Origin of the sequence: Pseudomonas sp. NFACC51 (genome assembly GCF_900103575.1) — a bacterium.
Classification (GTDB): domain Bacteria; phylum Pseudomonadota; class Gammaproteobacteria; order Pseudomonadales; family Pseudomonadaceae; genus Aquipseudomonas; species Aquipseudomonas fluorescens_Q.
In genome coordinates this window covers 138,363-154,527 of record NZ_FMXH01000002.1, presented here as the reverse complement: position 1 = coordinate 154,527, position 16,165 = coordinate 138,363, and the positions used below count along the sequence as shown (strand labels likewise).

Below are 16,165 nucleotides of genomic sequence, written 5' to 3'. Positions count from 1 at the left end.
GGGGGGCTGCTGCGCAGCCCAGCGGGAGCAAGCTCCCTCGCCACAAGGGCTGTGTGCAGCCGTTATTTGGCCATGATCGCCACGAACAGCTCGGACGCCAGGAACCGTTGCAACCAGTCCCGTAGCCGAGGATAAGGCGCCTGGGTGAACCACTCGCGGTCGACATGGGCGAACTGACGCACGAATGGCATCAGCGCCACATCGGCCAGGCTCAGGTGATCGGCCACCAGGAATGGCCGCGCTTCAAGCAGCGTTTCCAGCCGCCCCAGGAACACCTCGCCCTCGGCCCGATAATGCTCCACCGGCTGTTCAGGATGACGCTCGGGGTACTTGTAGCGGTTCAGGTGAAGCTTGAACCGATGGTCGTTTTCCTCGATCAACGCTGCCGCCAATGTCTGGCCTTCGGGATCATCCAGCAACCGCCAGTCTTGCGGATCATGGCGGGCCAAGGCCCAGGCCATGATCTCCAGGCTTTCATCGATCACCCGGCCATCGACCTGCAGCACCGGCACCGTGCCTTTGCTGGAGAGTGCGAGCATCTCGGCGGGCTTGGCCTTCAGGCTGACTTCGACAATCGCCACCTCGACCGCGCTGTAGCGCAAGGCCATGCGTGCTCGCATCGCGTAGGGGCAGCGGCGGAAGGAATAGAGCGTGGCGTGGCTCATTTCACCTCCACGGTGCTCAAGCCGTTGCCTTGGCGACGGACCTGGATCTGCACCGGTATCCGCTCGTGCATTTCCTGTACGTGGGAAATCACCGCGACCTTGCGGCCCTGGGCCTGCAGGCCGTCGAGAGCGTCCATCGCCAGTTGCAGCGACTCGGGGTCGAGGCTGCCGAAGCCTTCGTCGATGAACAGCGATTCGATCTTCAGTGTGCTGGACGCCATCGAGGCCAGGCCCAAGGCCAAGGCGAGGGAGACCAGGAAGGTTTCGCCGCCGGACAACGAATGTACCGAGCGCAGTTCATCGCCCATTTCCGTGTCCATCACCAGTAGCCCGAGCATGCTGCCGCCACGCTTGAGCCTATAGCGGCGTACCAGTTGCCGCAGTTGGGCATTGGCGTGGTGCACCAGCAAGTCGAGGTTGTAGGCCTGGGCCAGCTTGCGGAAGCGGTCGCCGGTGGCCGAACCGATCAATGCGTCCAGCCGTGCCCAACGCTGGTATTCGATATAGGCCTGCTCGATCTGCTGGGCCAGGGCCTGGTTGGCGTTCTGCCGGCGCTGGTCCTCGGCCTGTTCGGCGCGTAGTTCGGCACAGCGCTGTTCACTGGCGGCGAACTGGCCTTGCAGCTCGGTGAGGGCTTCGGCCAATTGTTCCGGCAACAGGTTGCCGTTGTGTTGGGCCTGATGGTTTTGCAGGCGCTGCTCGCGTTCGGTGAGCAGGACGCGGGCCTGCTCGATGGCTTTTTCGCTGTTGAGCAAGCGCTGGCGCAACTGGCTGACGTGTTGGTCGTCCAGGCCGAGCAGGGCCTCAAGGGCGGCATCGTCCAGTTCCGGATGGTTGGTGCGCCATTGCGCGATACCGGCGGCCAGCGCCTGGCGTTCGAGGTCCAGGGATTGGGCCTGTTCCTGTCGGGCCTTGAGTTCGGCGGCCAGTTGCACCAGGTCGTTGCGCAATTGCTGCAACTGCTGATTGGCCGTCGCCTCGGCATCCCGCGTCTGTTCCAGGCGCTGGTCGAGTTGTTGCTGCCACTGTTCGGCGCTGGTGTGCTCGCCGAGCAGTTGCGTGAGTTGCTGCTGGCAGGTCTGTTGTTGCTCGTTCAGGGCGCTGAATTGCAGGCGGGCCGCTTCCAGTTGCTGGAGGCGGGTCTGCTGGCGGTCCTGCTCTTTCTCCAGGGTCTGCTGGCGCTGGAGCTGTTCGCTCAGTTCGTCGCGCTGCTGTTCCAATTGCTCCAGGCGCTGGGCGATATGCTGGTCGAGCTGCAAGAAGGTTGCGGCGGGTTCGCTGCGCAAGGCCTGCAGGGTGTCAGCGGGTAGCAGGGTGCTGAAGTGGCTCAGCTCCTCGTCCAGGCGCTGGCGGTCGCGGGACAGTTCCTGCTGCTGGTTGCCCAGGTGTTGTGACGCCTGTTGGCTGGCTGCCTCGGCTTCACGCAGTCGCTGCGCCATGCGCGCGGCGTCTTGCTGCAGGGTCAGCAGGGCGGTTTGCCGTTGTTCGTCCTGGCTGATGCGCAGGTTCAGTTGGCTGTTCTGCTGGGTCAGCCAGGCGTCGCGCTTGTTCGCTTCCTGGGCCAGCAGTTGCGCCGACAACGGGTGGGCTTCAAGGCTGGGCGCCAGGCCCTGTTGCTGGCTGGCGAGCTGTTCCTGCTGCTGTTTGAGTTCCTTGAGCTGGGCGATCACTCCACTGTATTGCGCCCGCAGGTCGATGACTTTTTCATTGAGCAGGTCGACGGCCTTGCGGGCGTTGGCCTCTTCGGTTTCATCGAAGCGCCCGAGGTTTTCCAGCAGGGCTTCGGGCTGATGATAAGGATGCTCGACACTGCCACACACGGGGCAGGGCTGTTCATCCTGCAACTGTGCGCGCAGCTGCTCGACACTTTCGCTACGGGCCAGGCGCTGGCGCTCCAGCAGCTCGCGAGTAACGGTCAGGGTCTGTTCGGCGATGGTCAGTTCGGCCTTGGCTTCGCCGCCTTCGCGCACCAGCCGGTCACGTTCCTGCAACGCTCGTTGCTGGCGTTGTTCAAGCTCGGCGCCACGTTTGTCCAGCTCTTGCTGACTGGCCCACAGCCGGGTCAGGTCTTCGAAGGCGCGCAGTTGCTTGCGGTTGTCTTGCAGCAGGGTGCCGAGCAACTGGATCTGTTCGGCCACGGCCTCCGGCTCGGCGCCGGCTTCCTTGTAGAGCACTTCAAGGTCTTGCCGGCGGGTGGCCAGTTCCTCGGCGGCGCGGGTGGCGCTTTGTTCCAGTGTGGCGAGTTCGGCCTGGCCCTGGTTCAGGCGATTACCGATCAGCATCAGTTGTTGGAGGCGATCGCGATAGGCGTTCCAGGCATCGCTCAGCGGGGCCAGGTGCGTGCTTTGTTCCAGCGCGTCGGCGATGCGCTGCAAGCGCTCGGCCACCTGCCTTTGCTGCTCGAGCAAGGTGTCGATGGTGCGCTGGCCTTCGGTGCAGGCCTGCTGTGCCTGTTCCTGGCGCTCGGCGCTGAGGCTCGCGTCTTGGGCCAGGCGGGCGAGGGTGCTCTGCTCGCCGAAGGCCTGACGCAGCAATGGCGCACTGTCGATGCTTTGCTGGCGGGCGCTGGCCAGCGCTTGTTGCGCATCGTCCAGGGCCTTTTCCAGTTCGGCTTGTTGGGCGTGCAGGTCGATCTGCTGCTGGGTGAGTTGCTGGATCTGCGCCGCCAGGGGCTCAAGCTGCCGGTTCAGTTCCGTTTGGCGAATGAACTGATGCCGCTGGGGCGCCAGTTGTTCCAGGCGGACCAGTTTCAGACGTTCGTCGGCCAGGGCGTTCCAATCGGCCTGGGCCTGTTGCAGCTGTTCGGCGGCGCTGGCGTGTTCATCCTGCAATAGGCCCAGGTCGCGCAGCCAGGTGTGCTGCTGCTCCAGCTGCTTGAGTTGGGCTTGTTGGGCCTTGAGTTGCAGCTGCGCTTCGGTGAAGCGCAGGTCCAGCTCGGCCCGGGCCTCGGGAGCGAGCGGCGTAACGCCAGTGGCCTGGTCCTGTAACTGCTTGTGGTTTTCCTTGGCTTGCTTGGCCTTGTCGAAGGCGCGGCGCCCGAGGCGGGTGTAGAGGGCGGTGTCGGTGAGTTTTTCCAGCAGTTCGCTGCGATCGTTGTCATCGGCCTTGAGGAACGCGCTGAACTCGCTCTGGGCCAGCAGCACGGCACGGGTGAACTGTTCGAAGTTCAGGCCCAGGGCCGTTTCGAGCTGGGTCTTGTATTCGCCTTTCTGGCTCGCCAGCAGTTGATCGTTGTCCAGGTCCCGCAGGCTCTGGCGGCTGGCTTGCAACTTGCCGCCGGCCTTTTCCCGGGCGCGATTGGCTTCCCAGCGGGCCCGATAGCGGCGTCCGTCGATGCCGCGAAAATCCACTTCGGCATAACCATCGCCGGTACCACGGCGCAACAGTGTGCGCGGATCGCCCGTGGCAATTTCGCCATCGACGTCCGGCACCTTGGCGTCGCGTCCGGTGTTATTGAGGCGCGGCACGGCGCCAAACAGCGCCAGGCACAGGGCGTCGAGCAATGTGCTCTTGCCGGCGCCCGTGGGGCCGGTAATGGCGAACAGGCCGGCGCTGGCCAAGGGTTCGGCGGTGAAATCGATTTCAAACGGCCCGGCCAGGGACGCCAGGTTCTTGAGGCGGATCGCGAGGATCTTCATGGCTGCTCGCTCTCCATCTGCACGTCTTGCAACAGCACGGCAAAGTCCTTGAGGGTCTGTTCGTCCACGTCGTTGCCGTAGGTGTCCTGCCAGGCGCGGCTGAACAACTCCTGTGGGCTGAGTTGATCCAGCTCCACCAGCGCGCTGCCATCATCGGCATTGCCGGCGCCGCCGTTGCCGGCGTACTCGGCGGCGATCCGCACCAGGCGCACGGCCTTGCCTTGCAATGCGGTCTCCACTTGGTGACGCAGGTCCGGCTGCGGTTCGTCGAGGCGTACCCGCACTTCCAACCAGGGTTGGCGCTGGACATCGGCCAGCAGGTCGATGTCGGGCAGGTCCTTGAGTTGCACCAGTAGATCGGCCAGTGGCGCCGGGCCCAGGCGTTGCAGGTTGACGGCCCGTGGGATCAGGCGCGGCTCGACCTTGACCAGCGCCTCGCCGTCGAGGGTGATGTCGAGGATCTGATGCTGATAGCCGATCTCCGAAAATGACAGCGGGATCGGTGAACCGCTGTAGCGGATGCGCTCTTCACCGTTGACCTTCTGCGGCTTGTGCAAATGGCCGAGGGCGACGTAGCTGATGTTCGGGCCGAACAGGCTGGCGGGCAGGGCCTCGGCGTTGCCGATGATCAGGCTGCGCTCGGAATCCTCGGACACCGAACCACCGGCCATATGGGCATGACTGATGGCGATCAGCGCCTGGCCTTTCTTGCGCTTGCTATTGGCCGCGGCGATCAGCCACTCATGGACCTGGCCGATGCCTCGCAGGTAGTCGTCGCCCAGCTGTGCGCCAGTGACTTCGGCAGGGCGCAGGAACGGCAGGGCCAGGCACCACGCCTTGACCTTGCCTTTGGCATCGGGCAACGGCAACAACAGGCGCTCGACGTCCAGTTGACCGTCGTCCAGCCACAGCACCCGGCCCAGGGCATGGGTGCGCAGGCGTCGCATCAGCGGCGCAGGCAGTTCGATACGCGAGCCGGAGTCGTGGTTGCCGGCGATCATCACGATGGTCAGGTTGGCGTTTTGTTCATGGGCGCTGACGATGAAGTCGTAGAGTCGCTCCTGGGCTTTGACCGGCGGATTCACGGTGTCGAAGATATCGCCGGCAATCAGCAGTACATCGGGTTTTTCGCTGCTCAGTTGGCGCAGCAGCCAGTCGAGGAAACACGCGTGTTCGAAGTCGCGTTCCTGGCCGTGGAGGTTTTGCCCCAGGTGCCAGTCGGAGGTGTGAAACAGACGCAAGGTGTACTCCAGGAAACAGATGATGGCCGCGTGAAGAGGGGCGGCTAAAAGAAGCAGAGTTTACTGGGAAATGGGGGCGAGAACTTGCTCGACGTTGCAGGATTTGGTGCAAGACCCTGTGGCGAGGGAGCTTGCTCCCGCTCGATTGCGCAGCAATCGCAAAAAAAGGGGCCGCTTCGCAGCCCAGCGGGAGCAAGCTCCCTCGCCACAAAAGCTACAAAAGCTACAAAAGCTACAAAAGCTACAAAAGCTACAAAAGCTACAAAAGCTACAAAAGCTACAAAAGCTACAAAAGCTACAAAAGCCATGACTGCCCAGGAAACCGGGTTTATTTGGGGTACAACGGCGGCAACCCGGAATCACTGGCAGAAGCCTGCGCCCCATCGGTGGGGGGAATCGCCCGAATCGCCCGCCACAAGTCTTCACCCTGCCAATGCTGGCCGGTCTCGCTGTAGAGCGCGCCGTTGAGGCCGTCCAGGGCGTCGGACAGCGGCACGAAGCGTGCGGCCATGTCGGCCAGGGTTTCCGGTTGCTGGCGGGCCCAGGCGTCCAGGGCCTGGCGGGTGGCGTGGGGGTCGTTGGCCAGGCAGGTGCGTTTGAGATCATCCAGCAAGGTGCGGGGGCTCGGTCCGGTCTGGGTCGAGCGCAGGATCGCTGGCTGCCAGCGGCCGCGCCACCACAGGGCGAAGCCCAGCACGGTCGTGCAGGCCAGGACCAAGGTGCTCAGTTGCCAGTACCAGAGCATGTCGCTGTCGACGGTCGTTACGATCTGCGCCGTGCCGGCCGGCGTGTCCACCATCAGGCTTGGATTGTTCGCCACTTGCAGGGTCCGCGCCGGGAGGCTGGTGCGGTCCAGGTGGTCTTCCAGGGTGTTCCACCAGACCACTTCCACCGGTGGCAGCTCGATGGTGCCGCTGCGATTGGGCACCAGCGCTTCGCGGTCTTCGCGGCTGCCCACCAGCCCGCGTTCACTGTTGCGGCTGCTGAGTACCGGTTGGTCCGGATAGCGCCGCAGGCCATTGATCTCCGTGGCCGGCAGCGGTGGCAACTGGGCGCTGGCCAGGCCTTCGGCTTCCAGGGTCAGGCTGCGGGTCAGGGAATCGCCCACCTGGCTGTGGGTCGGCTCCGGGCTCCAGCTTTCACTCAAGGACAGACTGCGCGCCGGCAGCCAGGGCACGTCGGCCGGATAACTGGCAGGCTTGGGCTTGACGCGCAGCAACAGTTGCGCGGAGCTTACCCGCATCAACTGGCCGGGCTTGGGGCCCGAAGGTACGGCGTCCTGGGCCACCGGCTCGACCAGGGTGGCGCTGAATGTCTGGGCCGGAATCGTCAGTTCGCCGCTGCGCTGTGGGTAGATGCCGTAGCGCAGTTCAATCACGCCATGGCGGACATCGTTGATGACTTTTTCATAGGTGCGCGATTCGCCCAGTTGCTCGGTGCGGGCATCGGGGATGTGCAGCGGCGTGAGGCTGCTGTCGTCGTACAGCGACACCGAATGGTAGATGCGCAGGGTCAAGATCGCCTGGGCCTGAACATACACGTCGGTCTGGTCGAGGCTGGCCTCGATAAACACCGCTGCCAGGGGCTGCGAGGCGTCGCGGGTTTCGCTTTCGATCACCTGCAGGGTGATCGGCTGGCTGGTCACTTCGCCCAGTTGCAACGGCGGAATGATCACGGTGCCGCTTTGGCGCGGCAGCAGGGTCACGATCCAGCGGGTGGTGGCGCGGTTCTCTCCGTCAAGGGTCGTCAACTGGTTGACCTGACGGGTACCGCGCACATCGAACAAGGCCTGGAGCGGAGCCAGGTCCGGTTTGCCGAACAACGTGGCGTCGTTGGATTCCAGGGTCAGCTCCACCGTTTCCCCGGAGTTCAGGCGGCTGCGGTCCACACTGGCAGTCAGCTGTGCAGCCTGGGTTCCAGAGGCCCAGAGCAGCAACACGAGGAAGTAGGTGGTGAAGCGGGTCATTTGGTTTTTTCCTGGGCCTGATGGCTTTGCTGTTCATACCAGAATTTACGTCTGAGCAGCTCCCCTGGATTATCCGGGATCTGGCGCAGCCATTGTTCCAGTGCCTGGCGCTGTTCTTCTTCATTGCGCTGGCCCGCGGCAGGACGCAGTGGCGGGGTGGTGGTCTGCTCATCGGGCAGTTCGCTGCCTGGTACATCCTGGGCGGTAGGCGGTTGTGCCGCGCGCGGGGGTTGGGGCTCGTCCGATGTCGCGCTTGCCTCGAGAGAGGGCTGTCCCGGTTCGGAAGACTGGGTGGGTGAGTCGGTATCCGGCGATTGCTCGGTGGGGGCCGGCTCCTCGTTTTCGGCAGGCTTGGGTTCTTCCGGTACGGGGGGCGGCTCTTTCAACAAACTTTCCACCAGGGCCTTGTTGGTCTGGGCGGGGCGCAGGTCGGGTTGCAACTCCAGGGCCTGCTCATAGGCATCCAGCGCGGCTTCCAGTTCGCCGCTCCTGGCCAGGGCATTGCCGCGATTGTAGTGCGCACGGGCGTCGTTGCCTTCGGCGAAGCGTCGGGCGGCTTCGCTGTACTGGCCGGCTTCGTACAGGGCGACGCCTTGCCACTGGCTGTCCTCGAAGTGGGCGGCGGCTTCGGCGGGACGTTTTTGCTTGAGCAAGTGCTGGCCCTGTTGGTCGGCGCGCAACCACAGGTCCTGGAATTCGAAGGCGTGGCCGGTTTGCGGCAACATGAATAACAGTGGCAGGCAGAACAGCCAGCCTCGCCGTCCGGCACAGGCGGCCAGCAGCAACAGGGGCAGGAGCAGCCAATAGCCCTGGTCGGCCCAGGTGTCCAGGCGCAGCGTTTGTCCGTCGCTGCGCAGATGACGAGGGCCGTCCAACAGGCCCAGGCCGCGCAGGTCGCTGTCGTCCAGGCGCGCCGGCCGGTAGCGGCCGTCCAGCTTGTTGGCAAAGGCCTTGAGGCCCGGGCTGTCCAGGCGTGGCAGCAGGATCGAACCCTGCGCATCCTTGAGGTAACTGCCATCTTCCTGGGGCACCGGTGCGCCTTCGCGGGTACCAATGCCGAGCATCAGCCATTGTGTGGCGGAACCGTCCAGGGCCTGGCGAATGCCTTGGCGTTCCTGCTCGTTCAGCGACGAACCGATCAGCAGGATCCGGCCATGGCCCAGTTCGCCCTGGTCCAACAGGGCCAGCGCCTTGTGGACCGCCAGGTCGGCACGATGGCCGCTCTGCGGCATGATCGATGGCGCAAGGGCTTCGAGCAGGTTGGCGCTGGTGGACAGGTCGTCGGACAGCGGCACCAGCGTATGGGCGCTGCCCGCATAGACGATGATCGCGGTCTGGGCGTCGCTGCGGTTCTGCAACAGGTCCAGTACCTTGCGCCGGGCCTGCTCCAGTCGTGTGGGCGGGACGTCGGTGGCGAGCATTTCCGGGGTCAGTTCCAGCACCACCACCAGCGGGTCGGCGGGTTTCTGGCTGGTCTGTTCGACCCGCGCCCAACTCGGCCCCAGCAGCGCCAGCACGATCAACAGCCAACCCAGGCCCAGGGCAATCCACGGCAGCCGGCTTTCGCGGCCACTGCCGCCACTGAGCAGCACAGCATGAAAGGCGGGCGGCAGGATCATCTGCCAGCGACCCACGCGTTTCTGCCGGTGCCACAGTTGCCAGAGCAACCAGCCCAGCAGAGGTAGCAGCAATACGAACCAGGGGCGTAGCCAATGTGGCCAGAAGGCGATCATCGACGCCTCCGCAAGCGCAGGCGCTTGAGCCGCTGGCGCCACTCGGTGTGTTGGGCCGGCTGGAACAGCGGTTGGTTGAACAGGCGCTGCAACGGATTGTCCGGCCAGCGCGCCCGGGCCACCAGCAACATGCTCAACAGCAGCGCAACGGCCAGGGGCCAGTGATACAGCGCCAGGGCAGGACGGGCCTGGGTCGGTTGCTGGGTCACCGGCTCGAGCTGGTCGAGGGTGGTCTTGATCGCCAGTAATTGCGCGCCATCCTGGGCACGAAAATACTGGCCGCCGGTGGCTTGGGCGATTTCCTTGAGTGTCGGTTCATCCAGGTCCAGGCTCGGGTTGACGCCGAGCAAACCCGTGGTGCCGCTTTGTTCCGGGTCGGCACCGATGCCGATCGGGTAGATTTTCACGCCTTCGTCGGCGGCCAGTCGCGCAGCGGTCAGCGGATCGATTTCACCGCCGTTGTTGGCACCGTCGGTGACCAGGATCAGCACGCGGCTGTGGGCCGGGCGCTGGCGCAGGCGCTTGAGGGCCAGGCCGATGGCGTCGCCGATGGCGGTGTTCTTGCCGGCGATACCGATACGCGCCTCATCGAGCCAATGGCGCACGGTGCGGCGGTCGAAGGTCAGCGGTGCTTGCAGATAGGCCTGGCTGCCGAACAGGATCAGGCCGACCCGGTCACCTTCGCGGCCTTCGAGAAAGTCCCCGAGCATGTGCTGGACCAGCACAAGGCGACTGACCTCTTCGTCCTTCCACTGCATGTCGGGAAAGTCCATGGAACCCGAGACATCCACCGCCACCAGCAGGTCGCGGCCGCTGGCGGCAATGGGCAATGGCTCGCCCAACCACTGCGGTCGGGCCGCGGCGATCAGCAACAGCAGCCAGAGCAGGATGAAGGGCGCCTGTTGCCGCCAGGTCGGCAGATTGGCCCGCGCCCGCCGACCCACCAGGCCTTCCAGGTCCCCGAGGAAACTGACCTTGAGCGCTGGCTCGCCGCTATCGGCCGCCGGCAGCACCAGGCGCATCAGCCAAGGCAGCGGCAACAGGGCGAATACCCACGGCCAGGCGAACTCAAACATGTTTGCGAATCCAGATTTCGACCGCCTGGGTCAGGCCAGCGATGGCTTTGTCATCGAGCTTGCATTCGGGTTTGTAGGCGCCTTCCACCAAGATCATCCAGCGCGTCAGGCCCGCGGCCGGGCAGCGGTTATCCAGGAACGCCAGCCATTTGCGCCCATTGAGGGTGTGGCTCTGGCTGTAGGGGTAGTGATTGCGGCATAGACGCTTGAGCAGCCCGTTGAGCTGTTGCAACCAGGCCCCGGCCGGCGCGCCGTCGTAGGGTTTGGGCAGCAGGGCGAGTTCGGCCAGCGCGGCCAGGCGCACCGGGTCCAAGGGTTGTTCGGCGCGGGCGACGGTGCGCTTGATGGGAATGAACCGGCGCAGTTGCCACAGGCCCAGGCCCAGCAATGGGATCAACACCAGCAGCAGCCACCAGCCTGGCGCGGGTGGCCAGAAACCGATAGGCGGCGGCGCCATCAGCGGTTGCAGTTGATCGAGGCTGCTCATCGGCTTTTCCCGGCCCGCTTGGGGTTCAGGTAGTCGCGCAGTTGCTCGACCATGTCGCCCTGGGTACTCAGGGGCAGCATCAGGATTCGCAGTTTCTGCGCCAGCATCTCCCAGCGTTCCTGGCGCGCCTCGGCCTGGGCGCGATAGGCCTGGCGCAGTTCGAAATTCAGGGTGTCGAGTTCCAGCTGCGAACCACGCTGGGTGAACCGCAGCAGACCGGCGGCGGGCAGGGCATGATCCAGCGGGTCCGACAGTGGCAGCAACAACAGGTCGCAATGGCGCGACAGCAGGCTCAACTGTTGCTCGGCGCTGTCGGACAGCGCGCGCTCATCGCAAATCACGATCGCCAGGCTGCCGGGCCGTAGCACTTCCCGGGCTCGGCGCAGGGCGATGCCGAACGAGTCGCGATCCGGCTCGGCCTCGGTGTGCAGTGACTGATTGACCCGCACCAACCGGTTGAGCAATTGCAACAGGCTCTGTTTGCTGCGTCGCGGCTTGACCTCGTAATGGGTGTTATTGCCGAACACCAGGCCGCCGACCCGGTCGTTATGCCCCAGCGCGGCCCAGCCTATGAGGCTGGCGGCCTGAGCGGCGAGCACCGACTTGAACACCAGCCCCGAACCGAAGAACAGCCGGTGGCTTTGCTCGATCATGATGAAGATCGGCCGCTCGCGTTCTTCGTGGAACAGTTTGGTGTGGGGCTCCTGGGTCCGGGCGGTGACGCGCCAGTCAATGGTGCGTACGTCGTCGCCGGCCTGATAGACCCGCACCTGGTCGAAATCGACCCCGCGCCCGCGCAGTTTGGAGTGGTGCAGGCCGATCAGCGGGCTGCGCTGGCCTGGGGTCGAGAACAACTGCACTTCGCGTACGCGATGGCGCATCTCGATCAGCTCTGCGAGGCTGACGCGGATGCCCGGTGCGGGCGCCAGTGGGTTATTCATGACGCATGCTCAAGCGACAGCGACGACGTCGAGAATCCGCTGCACGACCCGGTCCTGGTCGATACCGGCGGCTTCGGCTTCGAACGACAGGATGATGCGATGGCGCAGCACGTCGAACAGCACGGCCTGGATATCTTCGGGGCTGACAAAGTCGCGTCCGGCCAGCCAGGCGTGGGCACGGGCACAGCGGTCCAGGGCGATGGAGCCCCGCGGGCTGGCGCCGTAGGCGATCCATTCGGCCATTTCCGGATCGAACTTGGCCGGGTTGCGGGTGGCCATGATCAGTTGCACCAAGTACTCCTCCACGGCGTCGGCCATGTACAACCCGAGGATTTCCTTGCGCGCAGAGAAAATCGCCTGCTGGCTCACGCGGCGTTCGGGCTTGGTCTCGCCGTTCAGCGCTTCACCCCGGGCCTGCTGCAGGATACGGCGTTCCACCGCGGCGTCCGGGAAACCGATCTTGACGTGCATCAGGAAGCGGTCGAGCTGGGCTTCGGGCAGCGGGTAGGTGCCTTCCTGCTCGATCGGGTTCTGCGTGGCCATCACCAGGAACAGCGGCGACAGTTCATAAGTGCTGCGCCCGACGCTGACCTGCCGCTCGGCCATCGCCTCCAGCAAGGCCGACTGGACCTTGGCCGGGGCGCGGTTGATTTCGTCCGCCAGCACCAGGTTATGGAAAATCGGCCCTTGCTGGAACACGAAGCTACCGGTTTCCGGGCGGTAGATTTCCGTACCGGTGATGTCGGCGGGCAGCAGGTCGGGGGTGAACTGGATGCGATGGAATTGCGCTTCGACGCCTTCGGCCAGTTCTTTGATGGCCTTGGTCTTGGCCAGCCCCGGCGCGCCTTCCACCAGCATGTGGCCGTCGGCAAGCAGGGCGATGAGCAGGCGCTCGATGAGTTTTTCCTGGCCGAGAATCTGCGTTGAAAGAAAGGTTCGCAGCGCAAGCAGCGCTTCACGATGTTCCATCGGTGACTGTTCCTGGAAAGGGTGGCCCCGGACGTTCGGATAACGCCGGGGCTGGGGGCGTTACTTTAATGCATGGCAGGGGGTGGCGACTAACGGGATTTTGATTGGCCGTGTGAATTGTGATCGGCTTGGAAAGATTGTGGGGGTGGGTTTGCTTGCCATGAATCCCACCCGACAGGCGCACCTTACCCGGTGGCGAGGGAGCTTGCTCCCGCTTGAGTGCGAAGCACTCACAAAGTGAAGGGGTGTTTATCGGGACGTAGGAGTGCTCTGGAGCAGGCTACGTTGTCTTGCGCCATTGCCTACAACTGCGCCAGAATCCGCCGGCTTGTGCGCTTGGGAGGCAGGTTCTATCGTTTCCGGGTCGCTGATGAATCAGCGATCGGGTTTGGTAGCCCGGCTTTTGACTTGTCGCACAGCCCCTGTAACAGAGGCCTTTTTGGTATCTGTTTTATGGCGGTCATGCGCAGGGCGTCTTCGGACGCGCCGGTTCTCCAAGTCACCGGTCTACCAACCCGCGTATGGCCGCCACCTTCGTTTGGTAGCGAGGTTGATGGTCTCCTTTTTCTGATTTGGAGATTCATTCATGTTCAAAGTAACCCCGAACCCACCGAACACCGATCCAACGTCACCGCGTTCAAAAACCAAGTCTCAAAAACACGACGAAGTCACCGACCGAGTCCTCGACCATTACCTGAACCCCAAGCCGGACAAACCCGAAGCAGAACCTGCCCCCGGCCAACTCTTCACCGTCAACAAAGACATCGACACCGAAAGCCTGCTTGCCAACCTCAGCGAAACCCTGGCTTCGGCCAATGCCATGGTCAATGACCTGGCCTTCGACCTGGACGGTTCACGCCGGCATTTCCTCCTGGGCATTCAGCAACTGATCGAACTGGGCAGCCCGCTGGCGAACCGTGCACTGGACAACATCGAAACCCATCAGCCGACATACCCCCCCGTGGCGAGGGAGCTTGCTCCCGCTGGGCTGCGCAGCAGCCCCAAACCGAGCCGGCGCGGTTCCCAGACATACCGCGCCCGCCGGGCCTGCGACTGCTGCGCAGTCGAGCGGGAGCAAGCTCCCTCGCCACAGCCGTGCTTGGATGATTGCTCAGCCTACCCACGCCCCCGCATTCACCAGATTCGCCGGCCGCTCACCCGCCAATGCCGCCAGCAGGTTGTCGACCGCACAACGCGCCATCGCTTCCCGGGTCTCGTGGGTGGCCGAGCCCATGTGCGGTGTCGCCACCACGTTATCCAGTTGCAACAACGGTGAATCCGCACTCAAGGGCTCGCGCTCGAACACGTCCAGCCCCGCGGCACGGATTTGCCCGCTGCGCAGGGCGTCGATCAGTGCCGCCTCGTCCACCACTTTGCCTCGGGAGATATTGATAAAGATGGATTCGGGACGCATCCGGGCAAACGCCCGCGCATTGATCAGCCCTTGGGTTTCAGCCGTCAAGGGCAAGGTCAGGCAGACGAAGTCCGCCTGCTGCAACAATGTTTCGAGGCTGCAATAGCGTGCGTCGAAGCGCTGCTCGACTGCAGGCTTGGGCGAGTGGCTGTGGTAGATGACCTGCATGCCGAAGCCGAAGTGCCCGCGCTGGGCCAAGGCTTCGCCGATGCGGCCCATGCCGATGATGCCCAAGGTCTTGCCATGGACATCGCTGCCGAAATGCCGGGGGCCGATGCTCTGTTGCCAGCCGCCGCTGCGCACCAGGTTGGCCAGTTCCACCACGCGCCGGGCGGTTGCCAGGATCAGGGCGAAACCGGTGTCCGCGGTGGTTTCGGTGAGCACGTCCGGGGTATTGGTGAGCAGGATCCGGCGTTCGGTCAGGTAGTCGATATCGTAGTTGTCGACCCCCACCGAGACGCTGGCGATGGCTTGCAGGTTCGGCGCCAGGTCCAGCAGCGCCGCATCCAGCTTGAGGCTGGCACCCAGCAAGCCATGGGCGCTTGGCAAGGCCTCGCGCAGTTGCACCAGGCTTTGCGCGTCGAGGCGCTCGATGAGGGTGACTTGGGCCTGGGCTTGCAAACGGGCCATCAATTGCGCTGACAGCGCCTTGTACAACACCACGTGCTTTTTCATGGAGGGGTCTCGCTTCAGGAATGGGCGGGCGCCGAGTGTGGCGTCGCGGTTTTCGACACGGCCCGGTCGCTGGCGCCGGGCTTGAGGGCGAGGGTCAGCACCACGGCCACCAGCAACGCGCCGCTCATCAACAGGAAGGACATGCCAGGGGAACCGGTGGAACCGTTGAGGTAACCCACCAGGTACGAGCCGCCGAATGAACCCAGCGCGCCCATGCTGTTGATCAGCGCCATGGCACCGCCGGCGACGTTGGCGGGGAGGATTTCCGGAACGATGGCAAAAAACGGCCCGTACGGCGCATACATGCAAGCCCCGGCCACCACCAGCAGGCTGTAGGACCACCAGAAATGTTCAGGCCCCAGCAGGTAGGAGGCGTAGAACGCGATGGAAGCGACCAGCAGCGGCGGCCAGACGAAGCGCTTGCGCTTCTGGGCCTTGTCCGATGCCCAGGACACCACCAGCATGCCGACCACCGCCGCCAGGTACGGCAACGACGACAGCCAGCCGGCCTCGACCATGCTCATCTGCAAACCTGCCTTGAGGATGGACGGTAGCCACAGCACGAACCCGTAGACCCCAATGCTCCAGCAGAAAAACTGCAACGCCAGGATGATGACCTTGGGCGAGCGGAAGGCCTCGGCATAGTTCTTCACCGCCTTGATACCCACCTGTTCAGCCGCCAATGCGCTTTCCAGGTCGTGTTTTTCCTGGTCGCTGAGCCACTTGGCCTGGGACGGACGATCATCGGCCAGGCGCCACCAGATAAAGGCCCAGAGCACCGCCGGCAGGCCTTCGATGATGAACATCCAGCGCCAGTCGAATTGCTGTACCAGATAACCCGACACCACCGACATCCACAGCATGGTCACTGGGTTGCCAAGGATCAGGAACGTGTTGGCGCGCGAACGTTCGGCCCGGGTGAACCAGTGGCACAGGTACACCAGCATGGCCGGCATCACCGCGGCCTCGACCACCCCGAGCATGAAGCGGATCACGATCAACCAGTAGGCATTGGAGACCACGCCCGTCAGGGTGGCCAGCGAGCCCCAGAGGATCAGGCTGACGAAGATCAGCTTCTTCACGCTGTGCTTTTGCGCATAGATCGCCCCCGGGACCTGGAAGAAAAAGTAGCCGAGGAAAAACAGGGCGCCCAGCAAGGACGACAGCCCCGGGGTGATCATCAGGTCCTTGGCCATGCCCGAGGCGGCGGCGAACCCGTAGTTGGCCCGGTCCAGGTAGGCCAGGCTGTAGGTGATGAACACGATGGGCATGATGTACCACCAGCGGCGGGTGGCGAGGTTGAGCGTTTGCATGTCGTTGACTCCTGAGCTTGTTGTTTTTGTTTGCAGCAGGTGTTTTT

Annotated in this window: 11 protein-coding genes and 1 pseudogene; 1 reads left to right on the top strand and 11 read right to left on the bottom strand. The window is 64.1% G+C overall.

Annotation, left to right across the window (positions count from 1 at the left end):
- Positions 1 to 62: 62 nt before the first annotated feature.
- From BLT00_RS04740 to BLT00_RS04700, 9 genes are all read right to left on the bottom strand, one after another.
- The gene (locus tag BLT00_RS04740; RefSeq protein WP_063320759.1) at positions 63 to 665 is read right to left on the bottom strand and encodes a glutathione S-transferase; all 603 of its coding nucleotides are present in this window, start codon (positions 663 to 665) and stop codon (positions 63 to 65) included.
- A complete protein-coding gene (locus BLT00_RS04735; protein ID WP_092145915.1) occupies positions 662 to 4,303 on the bottom strand; it encodes an AAA family ATPase in 3,642 nt (1,213 codons plus the stop codon). Before BLT00_RS04735 ends, BLT00_RS04740 begins: the two co-directional genes overlap by 4 nt.
- Positions 4,300 to 5,544 (bottom strand): exonuclease SbcCD subunit D C-terminal domain-containing protein, encoded by a 1,245-nt coding sequence (locus BLT00_RS04730; RefSeq protein WP_092145913.1) that lies wholly within the window; start codon positions 5,542 to 5,544, stop codon positions 4,300 to 4,302. The genes BLT00_RS04735 and BLT00_RS04730 overlap by 4 nt, the downstream gene beginning before the upstream one ends.
- Before the next feature lie 328 nt (positions 5,545 to 5,872).
- Positions 5,873 to 7,510: a BatD family protein gene (locus BLT00_RS04725; RefSeq protein ID WP_092145911.1), complete on the bottom strand. Its 1,638-nt coding sequence runs from the start codon at positions 7,508 to 7,510 to the stop codon at positions 5,873 to 5,875.
- Complete coding sequence (locus tag BLT00_RS04720; RefSeq protein ID WP_092145909.1) at positions 7,507 to 9,243, bottom strand: VWA domain-containing protein; 1,737 nt, start codon at positions 9,241 to 9,243, stop codon at positions 7,507 to 7,509. Before BLT00_RS04720 ends, BLT00_RS04725 begins: the two co-directional genes overlap by 4 nt.
- On the bottom strand, positions 9,240 to 10,319 hold the full coding sequence (locus BLT00_RS04715; RefSeq protein WP_063320764.1) for a vWA domain-containing protein: 1,080 nt from the start codon (positions 10,317 to 10,319) through the stop codon (positions 9,240 to 9,242). The genes BLT00_RS04720 and BLT00_RS04715 overlap by 4 nt, the downstream gene beginning before the upstream one ends.
- Entirely contained in the window at positions 10,312 to 10,806 is a 495-nt protein-coding gene (locus tag BLT00_RS04710; RefSeq protein ID WP_063320765.1) for a DUF4381 domain-containing protein, read from the bottom strand. The genes BLT00_RS04715 and BLT00_RS04710 overlap by 8 nt, the downstream gene beginning before the upstream one ends.
- On the bottom strand, positions 10,803 to 11,747 hold the full coding sequence (locus tag BLT00_RS04705) for a DUF58 domain-containing protein (RefSeq protein ID WP_092145907.1): 945 nt from the start codon (positions 11,745 to 11,747) through the stop codon (positions 10,803 to 10,805). Before BLT00_RS04705 ends, BLT00_RS04710 begins: the two co-directional genes overlap by 4 nt.
- A gap of 9 nt (positions 11,748 to 11,756) precedes the next feature.
- Positions 11,757 to 12,716, bottom strand: a complete 960-nt coding sequence (locus BLT00_RS04700; protein ID WP_003202654.1) for an AAA family ATPase — start codon at positions 12,714 to 12,716, stop codon at positions 11,757 to 11,759.
- A 586-nt stretch (positions 12,717 to 13,302) separates the two neighbouring features.
- On the opposite strand from BLT00_RS04700, the pseudogene BLT00_RS32050 reads away from it, so the two are divergent.
- Positions 13,303 to 13,653, top strand: a pseudogene (locus BLT00_RS32050) (DUF6124 family protein); the annotation flags it as partial.
- Positions 13,654 to 13,827: 174 nt separating this feature from the next.
- Here the strand turns inward: BLT00_RS32050 and BLT00_RS04690 are convergent.
- Both BLT00_RS04690 and BLT00_RS04685 read right to left on the bottom strand, forming a co-directional pair.
- Positions 13,828 to 14,805, bottom strand: a complete 978-nt coding sequence (locus BLT00_RS04690) for a 2-hydroxyacid dehydrogenase (RefSeq protein ID WP_092145905.1) — start codon at positions 14,803 to 14,805, stop codon at positions 13,828 to 13,830.
- A 14-nt stretch (positions 14,806 to 14,819) separates the two neighbouring features.
- Complete coding sequence (locus BLT00_RS04685) at positions 14,820 to 16,118, bottom strand: MFS transporter (protein ID WP_092145903.1); 1,299 nt, start codon at positions 16,116 to 16,118, stop codon at positions 14,820 to 14,822.
- Positions 16,119 to 16,165 lie beyond the last annotated feature (47 nt).